Origin of the sequence: Streptomyces sp. NPDC001744, assembly GCF_042892575.1 — a bacterium.
Taxonomy (GTDB): Bacteria; Actinomycetota; Actinomycetes; order Streptomycetales; family Streptomycetaceae; genus Streptomyces.
In genome coordinates this window covers 90,726-102,856 of the sequence record NZ_JBIAUG010000016.1, presented here as the reverse complement: position 1 = coordinate 102,856, position 12,131 = coordinate 90,726, and the positions used below count along the sequence as shown (strand labels likewise).

General features: G+C 72.7%; 13 protein-coding genes. 5 read left to right on the top strand and 8 right to left on the bottom strand.

Translation table 11 applies throughout. From position 1 onward, the window contains the following. The first annotated feature begins 290 nt into the window (after nt 1-290). A complete protein-coding gene (locus ACFYZY_RS19950; RefSeq protein WP_388695718.1) occupies nt 291-587 on the top strand; it encodes a hypothetical protein in 297 nt (98 codons plus the stop codon). A 223-nt stretch (nt 588-810) separates the two neighbouring features. On the opposite strand, the gene ACFYZY_RS19945 is transcribed toward ACFYZY_RS19950, so the two are convergent. The 4 genes from ACFYZY_RS19945 to ACFYZY_RS19930 form a co-directional block, all read right to left on the bottom strand. Further along, nucleotides 811-1,053 (bottom strand): DUF5302 domain-containing protein, encoded by a 243-nt coding sequence (locus tag ACFYZY_RS19945; RefSeq protein WP_388695715.1) that lies wholly within the window; start codon nt 1,051-1,053, stop codon nt 811-813. A gap of 228 nt (nt 1,054-1,281) precedes the next feature. After that, nucleotides 1,282-2,568 carry a type II toxin-antitoxin system HipA family toxin gene (locus tag ACFYZY_RS19940; RefSeq protein WP_388695713.1) on the bottom strand — a complete coding sequence of 429 codons (1,287 nt, stop codon included), beginning with the start codon at nt 2,566-2,568 and terminating at the stop codon, nt 1,282-1,284. A 28-nt stretch (nt 2,569-2,596) separates the two neighbouring features. Further along, nucleotides 2,597-4,345, bottom strand: coding sequence for a DUF262 domain-containing protein (locus ACFYZY_RS19935; RefSeq protein WP_388695710.1), 1,749 nt, complete (start codon nt 4,343-4,345; stop codon nt 2,597-2,599). A gap of 496 nt (nt 4,346-4,841) precedes the next feature. Then, nucleotides 4,842-5,147 (bottom strand): hypothetical protein, encoded by a 306-nt coding sequence (locus ACFYZY_RS19930; RefSeq protein ID WP_388695708.1) that lies wholly within the window; start codon nt 5,145-5,147, stop codon nt 4,842-4,844. Nucleotides 5,148-5,472: 325 nt separating this feature from the next. Here ACFYZY_RS19930 and ACFYZY_RS19925 point away from each other — a divergent pair, with 325 nt between their 5' ends. Together ACFYZY_RS19925 and ACFYZY_RS19920 are read left to right on the top strand one after the other, a co-directional pair. Next, on the top strand, nt 5,473-6,666 hold the full coding sequence (locus ACFYZY_RS19925; protein WP_388695706.1) for a cytochrome P450: 1,194 nt from the start codon (nt 5,473-5,475) through the stop codon (nt 6,664-6,666). Next, complete coding sequence (locus ACFYZY_RS19920; RefSeq protein WP_388695704.1) at nt 6,663-6,887, top strand: ferredoxin; 225 nt, start codon at nt 6,663-6,665, stop codon at nt 6,885-6,887. Before ACFYZY_RS19925 ends, ACFYZY_RS19920 begins: the two co-directional genes overlap by 4 nt. A gap of 123 nt (nt 6,888-7,010) precedes the next feature. Here ACFYZY_RS19920 and opcA read toward each other — a convergent pair whose 3' ends face one another. Both opcA and ACFYZY_RS19910 read right to left on the bottom strand, forming a co-directional pair. Next, a complete protein-coding gene (gene opcA, locus ACFYZY_RS19915; RefSeq protein ID WP_388695701.1) occupies nt 7,011-7,922 on the bottom strand; it encodes a glucose-6-phosphate dehydrogenase assembly protein OpcA in 912 nt (303 codons plus the stop codon). 80 nt (nt 7,923-8,002) lie between these two features. Beyond that, nucleotides 8,003-8,596 (bottom strand): DoxX family membrane protein, encoded by a 594-nt coding sequence (locus ACFYZY_RS19910; RefSeq protein WP_388695879.1) that lies wholly within the window; start codon nt 8,594-8,596, stop codon nt 8,003-8,005. Between the two features lie 215 nt (nt 8,597-8,811). Between ACFYZY_RS19910 and ACFYZY_RS19905 the strand changes: the two genes are divergently transcribed. Then, nucleotides 8,812-9,426 carry an HdeD family acid-resistance protein gene (locus ACFYZY_RS19905; protein WP_388695699.1) on the top strand — a complete coding sequence of 205 codons (615 nt, stop codon included), beginning with the start codon at nt 8,812-8,814 and terminating at the stop codon, nt 9,424-9,426. A gap of 181 nt (nt 9,427-9,607) precedes the next feature. Further along, nucleotides 9,608-10,030: a DUF350 domain-containing protein gene (locus ACFYZY_RS19900; RefSeq protein WP_388695697.1), complete on the top strand. Its 423-nt coding sequence runs from the start codon at nt 9,608-9,610 to the stop codon at nt 10,028-10,030. A gap of 179 nt (nt 10,031-10,209) precedes the next feature. Here the strand turns inward: ACFYZY_RS19900 and ACFYZY_RS19895 are convergent, their stop codons facing one another. Together ACFYZY_RS19895 and ACFYZY_RS19890 are read right to left on the bottom strand one after the other, a co-directional pair. Then, nucleotides 10,210-10,677: a hypothetical protein gene (locus tag ACFYZY_RS19895; RefSeq protein WP_388695695.1), complete on the bottom strand. Its 468-nt coding sequence runs from the start codon at nt 10,675-10,677 to the stop codon at nt 10,210-10,212. Continuing rightward, nucleotides 10,674-12,107 carry a WGR domain-containing protein gene (locus tag ACFYZY_RS19890; protein WP_388695692.1) on the bottom strand — a complete coding sequence of 478 codons (1,434 nt, stop codon included), beginning with the start codon at nt 12,105-12,107 and terminating at the stop codon, nt 10,674-10,676. Before ACFYZY_RS19890 ends, ACFYZY_RS19895 begins: the two co-directional genes overlap by 4 nt. Nucleotides 12,108-12,131: the final 24 nt, after the last annotated feature.

Sequence of the window (12,131 nt, the reverse complement as noted above, 5' to 3'; positions counted from 1 at the left end):
TTGACGTGACGAGCCGGTCCGACGGGCCGATGTGACGCGCTGACGCCCGTGAGGGCCGGGGCCGGTGGCGGGGCCACCGGCCCCGGCCCTCTGCGTTCGCCCGCCCGGTCCGCGGTCCCGCGCGAGCCCCTCGGGGGCCGGCGTGGGCCTTCGTCGGCGTGGGCGAGCGGCCGGCGGCAGGCCGTGACGCCTCCGGGGTGCCGCCCCGGCGGGGCGGAGGACGTGCGCGGACGGTCGCGGCGGAGGAGACTGCGGAAGGGGGCACACCCGATGCGTCAACGGAGAGAACGATGACTGCCACGCACGTCGAGCACCCCGGCCACCCCCACCTCCACGGCGAAGGCTGCGGGCATGTGGCGCTGCCCCATGACGATCACGTCGACTACGCGCACGACGGCCACCTGCACCGGATGCACGACGGCCACGCGGACGAATGCGAACCCCGGGAGCACACCTCGCACGCTTCCCACCCCCACGAGCACGGCACGGGCTGCGGGCACGCGGCCGTCCCCCACGACGACCACATCGACTACGCGCACGACGGCCACCGGCACGCCGCCCACGACGGGCACTGGGACGATCACTGACGAGTCCCGTCAGCCGAGCGGACGGGACTCTCCGAGGGCCACGGGGCCGGGACGGGCGCGCGGGAGCCGCCGGACCGGCGTCGTGAACGGCCCGGTCGGCGCCGCCGGCCGTGCCCCGCCCGTGGCGCGCACGCGGACACGCGCACGCCGCGGGTCACGGCACCGGGCGGCCGGACGGCGCGCCGCGTCCCGGTGGCGCGGTCGGAGCGCGGGTCCGTTCGGCTCAGCCGCCGCTCTTGCGCCGGAACGACCGCTGGCTCGCGGCCGGACCGTGCGCCGCGCGCACCTTCGACGCGTCCGGGTTGGCGGCGACGTCGGCCGCGTCCGCCTGCGCACCGCGCTTGCGGGCCAGGGCTTCGCGGAACTTGCGCTTGAGGTCGTAGTTGCCGTCGTCGTCCGGCGCCAGAGGGGACGTCTCGGGGGCGGTCGGCTCCGAACCTTCCGTGGCTGCGGGCTCTTCGGTCATGGTGACCTCCTGGGTTCGGGGATGGGCAGGCACAGCTTGTCATGCCGGGCCACGGTGCGAGGCACCGACGACGTCCCGCTCCGTTGCGGCGGGCGTCCGCCTTCGCGGCCGGGGACGTTCGCTCCTCGGGGCCCACGGAAGGGGCCTCGGTGCGTTCGTGTACCGCGCCGGCCTTCCGGACGAGGTGATGGCCGTCCGGGAGGGAGGCGCTCAGAGGGCGCGGGCCTCTCAGGACGTGGACGAGCCCTTCTGAATCCGGGCGGCGGACTCCTGGATCCAGGCGGTGACCGATCGCCGGATGTCCGGTACTTCGTTCAGCAGGTGCTCATGCGCCGGCCATTTCTCCAGTACGTGCTCCGCCGTTCGTACGGCGATCTCTCCGAGCTCGGCGCCCGTGGTGCCGAAACGGTGGTCGAGGCGGCGTTCAAGGCGAGCGAAGGAAGTGGCGCTCACCGCTTCGAACCGCTTGCTGCCGCCCAGCTTGAGGCCGAGGTCCTCGACCTCGTCGGAGGGGGTGTAGGGAATGGTGGACACCAGGTCGTAGACGGGCGACAGGCTCGGGGTGATCTGGTCGCGGTAGATCAGCGACCAGTTCTTCAGATGGGCGTCTCCATTGCCGACGACGACCGAGAAGGCGATCCGTCGCACCGCCTCCCGCAACGCTTCCATGTCATGGCCGCGGTAGGCGAAGGAGGCGACCGTCTCGAAGGACGAGTTGTACTTGTCGATCGGGTAGACGTCCTTCACCTGGGCGAAGTCTTCGATGTGGATGCGTGCACGGCCCGGTTGCGGAGAGCGGTCGAACCGGCGCACCGCGTAGGCCCACTCCTCCTTGTTGGGCCACATGCGGTCGGGAATGCCGTCCAGCTCGTCCCGGTGCACCAACCTGACGTCGGGCACGTCCAGGCCCACCTGCTTGGCGAGCGACATCATCGCGAACTCGTTGCACGGCACACGTGGATGGCGGTAATCGGGGAACTTGACGAGCCAGTCCCCCAATTCTCCGCCCACCGGCACCGTCAGGCGATCGCCCCGGGCCAGCAGGGAGAACTTCAGCGCGACACCCGCCAGGGAGAATCTCCAGGGGGACTCGCCCCGGGCGGCACGTGCCGCCCCGTCGACCTTTCGCGCGATGCCCGCTTCGTTCCACTCCCAACCGTCGTCGGGACCCTCCGCGGGAAGTACCTGTACCGCGCCCGGCAGATCGTGCCCGACCTGGGCAAGCAGTTCCATTTCCCGGTCCAGGGAGACTCCCCGGTCCTGGGCGATCCAGTCCCGCAGAGGGCCCTCCGGCAGGAGGTTGGAGAACCAGCGGGGCAACCGCAGGGCGGCGGCGTACGGCCCGGTCAGGTCCTCTTCGAAACGCAGGCCGAGCACTGGCCTGGAGGGGTTCTCCATATAGGACTGATTGAGAACGAAACGCGTGTGGTCGCCCCGCTGGCAAAGCGTGCCCACACGCGCGCCGTGGAGGAGCACGGCGTGAAAGACTTCCGGTAGACGACCGGCCATGGCCATCCCTTCAGATGACGTGAACGCTGTACGGCTAACGAAGCTGGTCGTCGGAGAAGTCGATCTCCGATTCGTTCTCCTCTTCGTCCTCGTCGTCGAAGTCCAGTCCGTCGAGGGACGGCGTGTCCTCGTAGTTCCACTGAGTCATACGGGCGAGGAAGTCGTCGAGGTGAGCATGAATGCGCATCTGGCGCGCTTCGAGGAACCCGATCCGGTTCCCGTGCGCCAACGCGTCCAGGGCGGCGTCGTCGATGAGATGCGAGCCGATAACCTCCCGCCAGGCGTTTTCGTCCAGGTCGATGCGGGGCTCGACGAGCATGCGGGAAACCTCGGAGGGCAGGTCCTCACCGAACGGAAGGAAAATTCGGTTCGCCGCCCACAGGCGCTTGCCCTTCTCCTCCGGCTCATTGAGGCGGGGGAAGACATACGGGGTGGCTCCGACCGGTGTCTGTTCGTCACCGAGGACGCTGGACAGGCTCTGGACGTCCGCAGGGGTCCCCGTGGCGAGGGAACGGGGACGCAAGGACCACCACGCACTGAGCACGATCTTCGTGGTGGCCTCGTTCGTACGGAAGCGGTCCGGGTTGGGGCGGGCGTATACAGCGCCCTTCATCGTTTCCAGAAGCGCTCGCAGGGAACCCTCTTCGTCCCCGGGCTTGATCTTGTTACTCAGGATGCGGCTGAACTGGGTGAAGCTCCCCCGGAAGACCGAAGGACCCGCGATCGACAGACGCCAGAAGAGACGCCTCAACAACCGCAGACTGTTGGGCGTCGGCTCCGGGAAGTGTGCGAAGAACCGCGTGAGGACGACAAGCTGAGCTCGGTAGGGCAGGAGGGCGATGTGCGGCACCCCCGCGGTCTCGATCAGGAACATGACGGCGCGCACCAGCGCCTCCTCCGCCTCCCGGTAGGCCGTCTGTTCGTCCTCCACGAACTCGAGTTGCGAGCGGCGGGGCCCGGTACTGAACTCGGTCCGGATGTCCCGCATGGGATCCGGACCCCGCCGCGCCAGGAACGCCGCGAGGATGGTGTTGACATCAATGGTCCCGAACAGGGTGCGGGCGGCCACGTTGTCCGCGATACGGGAGAAGTTCAGCCGGCCTTCGAAGCCCTCCTCGGTTCCGGAGTTCAAGGCCGTGAAGATCTCCGCTCGGTTCAGCCGCCGACCGTAGTTGTTCATCCGGTCGAAGATGTCGGTCAGAACACGCAGGTCGTCCTGACGCACCAGATAGGCGGGGACCTTGTACTGACGGAGCTTGGTGGAAACCTCCTCCGCCTTGTCGTAGTAGTCCTCCACCTCCGGCCCCTGAGTGCGGAACCAGCTCAGCAGGCGCCTGCCGTCGAAGAGCGTGGGAACATCGATGTGGTGCGGCTCCAGGCCGTACCGGGGCGCCTCGATGAACTCGTCCTCCGCCAGGTCGTAGACCACGTTGAACGGCTCGTGCTTGTTGCCCTCGGGGTGCAGTGCGTTGGCGAGGCTGGTCAGACGCTGCTGGCCGTCGACCACCCACAACACCTCGTCGTGCGCCGGCGCCTCGATGACCAGCTGTCCCAGCTTGATCTTCTCCGCAGGAGACTTCCGCACCCACAGCAACAGGTTGCCCACCGGGTAGCCGCGCACGATGCTGTCGAAGAGCCGCAGCACGTCCTTGGCCTGCCAGCGGAAGCCGCGCTGGAAGTGCGGCACCCTGACCCGGCCCTCCTGGGCCCAGGGCACGAGCTGACCGAGCTCGTAGGTGGTGGCGGTGGGCTGTGTCGTGAGGCCCGGTGCGGTCTCGGACATTTCCTGCTCCTGTCGGGTCCTGGTCGGGTGATGCTGGGGGTCGTACGACAGACCCAGTCAGAACATAGTGCTTTCCGGGCGGAAGAACGTCCCACCGCCGAAATCGACGACCTGCCCTTTCCCGACCTGCATCTCGCACACACGTCCGCGCCACCACGTCGTCTTCGTCCGCGTCGCGATCGGCTCCGACATATCCGGCGGCACGGAGGGACGGCCCGGCTGTCACTGGTCCCGCCGGTGGCGCATCGCGGCCCTCCCGGTCCTGCCGAACCGCGTCCGTGAGGCCGTTCGGACCGGCAAGCGGCACAGACACCCCCGCCCGACGGGGCTCCGGCCCGTGGGACGCCACCTCCCCCAAGCGTTTGCCCGGCAGGGGACTCTTCCTTCCGGCATACCATTGATCGCACCCCCGTCCGGATACGGGGCCGCCAAACCCGAACGGAGCAAGGACCGGCCGAGTCCTCACCCGTGGAGACCTCCGGAAGAGGATCCCCGCTCAGGGGCGCGGGTTCACGCGGTGCCACCGGGGGCGGGCGTCCGGGCCCCTGCGTCCGGCGACGGACGCGCAGCGCGGGCACACCCGCTGTACCCGGTCGGCGGCGCCGCCGGACTCGGGGAAGGTGTCGGCCCACGCGATGTGCGACAGCCGCGTGAGCCGGGAGCGGTGCAGGGAGAGCCCGCACACGGTCTGGTTCGTTCCCGGCTCCCAGGCGTGCACCTCGCCGGCGGGCAGGCGCCGGTTGTCCTCGTCGTCGGTCCAGCTGCCCGAGGCGGCGACCGCGTACCGCTTCCTGCCGGCCATGCCGGACCCCTACCCGGGCCCCCGGTCGCCATGCGCCGTCGCGGGGGCTTCGGGCCGGCCCGCCGGGGCCCGCGCGCCGGGGCCGGAAGCCGCGATCCCGCCCGGCGGCGGGCCGTCCGTCCTCCGGCGACTCCCCCTGTACGCCCGGACCCGTGTCCCCGGCGCGCGCCATGCCCGGAGGGGGCGTCACGTCACCCGCATACGGGCCGGGGCCGGAGCGGCGGACCGCCCGCCGGTGCCCCTCCCCGGAGGGGCGGCCCCATTGACCGCCCCGGACGCCCCCCTTAGGTTCTGTAACCACCCGATCACCCACCGGAGGCGCCCCATGACCGCGACGGCGGACCCCACCCCCCTCGTCTATCCCTTCAACGAGCCCGAGGGGCTCGGCCTCGCCGAGGCGTACGTCGAGGCGCTGGAGCGTCCGGGGCTGTTACGCGTCCGGATGGCGTACGGCGAGCCCGCCTGGCTCGCCACCCGCTACGCCGACGCCCGCCTGGTCCTCGGCGACCGGCGTTTCAGCCGCGCCGAGGCCGTCAAGCACGACGAGCCCCGCCAGTCCGAGGCGCAGCAGGACTCCGGCATCCTCGGCATGGACCCGCCCGGCCACACCCGGCTGCGCACCCTGGTCGCCAAGGCGTTCACGGTCCATCAGGTCGAGAAGCTGCGGCCCCAGGTGCGCGAGCTGGCCCACGGCTTCCTCGACGAGATGGAGTCCGCCGGGCCGCCGGCCGACCTCGTGGAGTCGTACGCGCTGCCCATCCCGGTCGCGGTCATCTGCCGCATGCTCGGGGTGCCGGAGGAGGACCGCCCGAAGTTCCGGGTGTGGAGCGACGCGGCGCTGTCCACCAGTTCGCTGACCGCCGAGGAGTTCTGGCGCAGCCGCGAGGAGCTGCGCGCCTACATGGCGGCGCTCATCGAGGACCACCGCGTCCGCCCCCGGCCCGACCTGATGACCGGCCTGATCGAGGCCCGCGACACAGGTGACCGGCTCACCGAGGCGGAACTGGTCGACCTGTGCGTGGGCATCCTCGTCGCCGGCCACGAGACGACGGCCAGCCAGATCCCGAACTTCGTCCACGCCCTGCTCGACCACCCCGACCAGCTGGCGCTGCTGCGCGAGCGACCCGACCTGATCAAGGGAGCCGTCGAGGAGCTGCTGCGGTTCGTCCCGCTGGGCAGCGCCGCCGCCTTCCCCCGGTACGCCACCGAGGACGTCGAGGTGGGCGGCACCCTGGTCCGGGCGGGGGAACCGGTGCTCGTCGCGATCGGCGCCGCCAACCGCGACGCGCTGAAGTTCACCGGCCCCGGACGGCTCGACGTCACCCGCACCGGCGTCCAGCACCTCGGCTTCGGGCACGGCGTCCACCACTGCCTGGGCGCGCCGCTCGCCCGTCTGGAGCTCCAGGAGGCGGTCATGGCGCTCCTCACCCGCTTCCCCGACCTGCATCTGGCCGGGGACGTGCGCTGGAAGGACCGGATGCTGGTGCGCGGGCCGCGCGAGATGCCGGTGGGCTGGTGAGCGCGGTGGGCTGGACCACCGAGGTCGACCGGGAGGCGTGCATGGGTTCGGGCATGTGCGCCGGGCTCGCCCCGGACCTGTACCGGCTGGAGGGCGCCGCCGCGGAGCCGGTGCGCCGGGAGATCCCCGAGGACGAACGCGCCCTGGACGCCGCCGACTCCTGCCCGGCGCTCGCCATCACCGTCCGGGCGGGCGGGCGCACGGTGGGTCCCCGCTCCTGACGGGGCCGTTCGCGGGCGCGCCGGTAGGGTGCGCCCGCGAACGGCGCCGGTTCCGGACCGCGGTGCGCGGCGGAGGCGGGGTCAGGGGCGGTGGCGGTGGCGGGGTCAGGGACGGTGGCGGGGTCAGGGGCGGTGGCGCAGGGCGGCCTCGTACGCCTCGTCCGGGTCGAGCCGGCGCAGTTCCTCGGCGATCAGCTCGGCGGTGGGACGGACCTTGAGCGCGAGGACCCGGTGGGGCTGGCCGGGGATGGCGAGCCGGGCCACCGGGCCCTCGGGCCGGTCGATGCGGATCTCGCCCCCCGGAGTGCCCATGCGGACGGCGGTGACGACCGGGCCGTCGGTGACGACCCGGTCGACGGGGACTCCGAGCCGGACTCCGAGCCAGCGGGCGAGGAGTTCGGCGCTGGGGTTCTCCGCCTCGCTCTCGACCGCGGCGGAGGTCACGGTGAGCGGCGCCTGGTCCAGCGCGGCGGCCAGCATCGAACGCCAGGGGGTGAGCCGCGTCCAGGCGAGGTCCGTGTCGCCGGGCGCGTACGAGGCGGCGCGGGTCTCCAGGGCGGCCAGGGGGTCCTCGACCGCGTACGCGTCGGTGATGCGGCGCTGCGCGAGCGAGCCCAGCGGGTCCCTGGACGGGACCTCGGGGGCGTCGACGGGCCACCAGACGACGACGGGCGCGTCCGGCAGGAGCAGGGGGAGGACCACGGAGTCGGCGCGGGCGCCGAGTTCGCCGTGGAGCCGGAGCAGAACCGTTTCGCCCGATCCGGCGTCGCTGCCGAGCCGGACCTCGGCGTCGAGCCGGGTCTCGTGCCGCTCGCGGAGCGTGCGGGCGTGGCGCTTGATGACCACGAGGATGCGGGAGGGATGCTCCCGGGAAGCGTCGTTGGCGGCCTTGACCGCGTCGTAGGCGTTCTCCTCGTCGGTGACGACGACGAGGGTGAGCACGGCGCCGACGGCGGGGGTGCCGGTGTCCCTGCGGCCCTCCAGGATCGCTTTGTTGATCTTGCTGGAATTGGTGTCCGTCAGGTCGATCTTCATGCGCGGCGCCCGTCCCTTCCTCTGCGGCGAGCCTAACCCGCCCGCGCGGCGGACGCGTGCGGGTCGCCGGGCGGCCTCCGTCAGGAAGGGCCGGCGCCCGGCTCGGAGGCGTCCGGCTCGGAGGACTCCCGCGCGGAGGACTCCCGCGCGGAGGACTCCCGCGCGGAGGCCGCCCGCCCCTGGGCGCGGCGGCCCACGACGGCCGCGGCGGCGGCCGCGGCGCCGAGGAAGGCCGCGGCCACCACCCAGGGCCGGTCGAGGACGTGGCCGGTGGCGTGGTCGAGGGAGTACCGTCCGGCGCCCGCGACGCCGATCGCGGCGGCGGTGAAGCCGAGGAAGGCCGGGTACTCGTAGCCGCCGCCCTGGGCGAAGAAACCTGCCGGGGCGTGCACCGAGACCGCTCCGGCCATGGCGCCGGCCGCGGCGGCGCCGGCGGCCGGGGTGGCGAGGCCGAGGGCGAGGAGGAGGCCGCCGCCGGCCTCGCCGAGACCGGCGGCGACCGCGCTCCGCCGGCCCGGCGAGAAGCCCATCGCCTCCATCGCCTTGCCGGTGCCCTCGATGCCTCCGCCCCCGAACCAGCCGAAGAGCTTCTGCGCGCCGTGCGCGGCGAGCACGGCTCCGGTGCCGCCCCTCAGCACGAGGAGTCCCAGGTCGCGTCGGTTGAAGGGGGCCATGGGGTTCTCCAGGTTCTCCGGGCCGGGAAGACGGACACGTACGTCCCCCACTGTCACCGCCTTCCGGGGCGCGCGCCGCCCGGGACGGATCCCGTTGCTCCGCACGAGCCACATTTTGCGGCATTTGTCCGCTTTTGCTTTAGTGAGAGGGCCACAAGCCGTCCCGTTCCGCCCCGCACCGCCTTCCCCTCCCCACGAAAGGACGGGCTCCGCCCATGGCACAGACTCATGACCGCTCCCACGAACAGCTCCAGGACCGGGCCGTTCCGGCCGGGCCCCTCGGCGCGCTGGCGGGCGCCGCCTGGCAGGCCCTGCTCCTCGCGGGCTTCGTGGCGCTGGTGCTCGGCGTCCTCGTACTGGTCTGGCCGGGCGCGTCGCTGCTGGTCGCCGGTGTGCTCTTCGGCCTGTACCTGCTGTTCAGCGGGGTGATGCAACTGGTCGCCGCCTTCGGCACGCACGCGAGCACCTCGCTGCGGGTCATGGCCTTCATCAGCGGCGCGCTCTCGATCCTGCTCGGTCTGCTCTGCTTCCGGGGCGCGATGCAGTCGATCCTGCTGCTCGCGCTCTGGATCGGCATCGGCTGGCTCTTCCGGGGCATCACCCAGACCGTGGCCGCGGCCTCCGATCCGGCCGTGCCGGCCCGTGGCTGGCAGGTCTTCCTCGGCATCATCAGCGCGCTCGCCGGAGTGGTGCTGATCGTGTCCCCGCTGGAGTCGGCCGCGGTGCTCACGCTCCTCGGCGGCATCTGGCTCGTCGCGGTCGGCGCGGTCGAGATCGTCACGGCCGTCCAGGTGCGCTCGCGCGCCAAGAACCTGCCGCCGGGCGCCTGACGCCGGGCCGCCGTCCCGGCCGGGTCCCCCTTCGTCCCGCCGTACGGCCGACCACGCCGGTCCCGCCCGCCGTCCGCCCGGAGTCCGGGCGGACGGCGGACGGCGTCGACGCGTGCGCTACATTTTGCCGGTCCCCGACCAACGACCCGCCGCGGTCGCGAACTTCCGGAGCCGGCACCCCATGAGCGACATCGTCAACGGCCTCGGCCGGACCAGCGCCTACGGCGCCCTCGGTGTGGTCCTGCTGATCCTCGGCATCGTGCTCGTGGACCTGCTGACTCCCGGGAAGCTCGGGCGGCAGATCTGGGAGGACCGCAACCGCAACGCCGCGGTCCTGCTCAGCTCCGCGCTCCTGGGCATCGGGGGCATCGTCTTCACCTCGATCTGGACGACGTACGACGACTTCGGCAAGGGGCTCGTCTCGACCGCCGCGTTCGGCCTCCTCGGCCTGGTGCTGATGGCGGTGGCCTTCTTCGTGGTCGACCTGGTCACGCCGGGGAAGCTGGGCACCACCCTCGTCGACCCCGAGCCCCACCCGGCGGTCTGGGTGACGGCCTCCTGCAACATCGCGGTCGCGGCGGTCGTCTCCGCCTCGATCGCCTGAGGCTCCGCTCCGCCCGCGCGCGACCCCGCCCCGGCCGTCCGGAGTCCCCTCCGCCCCGGACGACCGGGGTCCGCCCCGAAGACCCGGGACCCGGCCGCCCGGCCCTGCCGGAAAGCCCCGCCCCGGCGCCCACCCGGCTCCCGGCAGGGGCCCGGCTTCGCCCCCGTCCCCTCCGCCGCCTACGGTTCCGCCGGCTCCACCTCCAGGAAGCGGCGCCCGCGCGGGCCCCGGTAGAGCAGGGCCTCCCAGCCGAACCGGGCCAGGACCGGAACGCACGCGCCGAGCGCCGCCGCCTCCTCCCGGGCGGCGCCCGCGCCCGGCGGGCCCAGCCACTCCACCACGGCCGTGCCCGGCCGCTCCCCCTCCCGTACGCGGTAACCGGTGGCGCTCCGCTTCCCGGCGGCGTCCACGGACGAGGGGGCGATCCCCCCGGCCTCCAGGACCAGGGCCACCGCCCGTACCGGCCGCCGGAGTTCCCAGTCGGCGGGCACGGAGGCCGGGTCCCCGTCCCGGCTCCGGGTCAGCCGTCTGATCCGGAGCAGCCCGTCGAGGGCCGCCCGGACCTCCCGGGACCGCTGCTCGGGGTCGGACGGCGGCGGCCCGTCGCCCGCGGCCGCCTCGAAGACGCCCCCGGCCGCGTCCGTCACAGCAGCCGCCGGATGTCACCGCGGACCCGGTAGAAGCCGCCCGCGGCGGGGTGCAGGGCGTCGACCACGTACCGCGCCCCGGGTTCGCGGATCGCCCTCGGGAACTGGACGTTCCACGAGGTCTCGTAGCCCTGCGAGACGACCCGCACCCGGGTCCGGCCCGATTCGTTCACGCACTCCACGACCACCGCGCCGGCCGGGGCGTCGCTGACGGCGGTCACGGCCGTGACGGTCGTGGCCGGCTCGTACACCGGGAGGGCGGCGGCCAGCTTGACGTCCCGGACGACCGGGACCGTGCCCTGCTGGGCGGCTTCGATCGCCGTCTCGCTCGCGTCCACGCAGACCAGCGAACCGTCCGTGGTCACCAGGTAGAGCCGCTCGTCCCGGTACTGCATGGAGAGCGCCGAACCGCCCCCCGTGCCCAGCTTCCACAGCCGGGTGCCGTCCTCCGCGAAGCAGTAGACGGAGGAGGACGAGTCGGCCGCGAAGACGAACCGGCCGCCGGGCGAGGTGGCACAGGAGTACACCGGGCTGTCGCAGGAGTACACCGCCTCCACCCGGCCGTCCTTCTTCGCGAGCCGCTGCACCTTCCTGCGGGCCGTGCCCGCGTAGACCGCGGTGTCCTCCTGCCAGCCGAAGAGGACCCCGCCCTCGGTGGCCGTGTGCCACAACTCGCCGCCGCCGTCCGGCGCGTGGGCGGCGACGCCGCGCGTGTCCCCGTAGTAGACGGCGTCGCCGTCCGCGCGGACCATCCAGGCGTGCTCGCCCTGCCCGCCGCGCGCCCACTGGTGCTCGTCCTCGTGGTCGATGACGGTGAGCCGGCCCGACCGGTCGGCGACGTGCAGGACGCCCTCGTGGATGTCGAGCCAGAAGATGTCGACGTCGGTGGCGATGTCGTACGCGGCGAAGGGGAGCTTGGAGGACAGGTCGTACACCTTGCCGTCGTCGCAGCCCGCGTAGATCCAGAAGTCGTCGGCGACCAGGCACTTGACGCCGTCCGGCAGGCTGAACCGGGCCTGCACCTCGCCGGTGCGGTCGAGCGTGAAGACGTCCCCCGCCTGGTTGCCGACCCAGCAGCGCTCCTCGTCGACGTGGATGCCGAAGGCGGCCGAGCCGGTCCGGAAGCGCCAGAGCACCGGGGCGACGGCGCGCGCGGTGGAGGGCGCCGAGGTCACCTGGCGGCGCGTCACCGGGCGGGCGGCGCGGACACCCGGCACGGCGGGCGCGTACCCCTTGCGGACCTTCTCCCCGATCTTCTTCGCCGCCGCGGCCTGCGCCTTCTGCGCGGTCGGGAACGTGGAGCGCTGGGTCTGTCCGCTCGTGCCGATCCGGCCGTAGCGGACCGAGACCGCGAGGTCCTCGACGGTCACTTCGTAGAACTTGTGGGCACCGCCGCCGTCCTGCGACAGCTCCAGATAGGTCGTCGTCATGGAGAGAACGGTAGAGGTGACCAC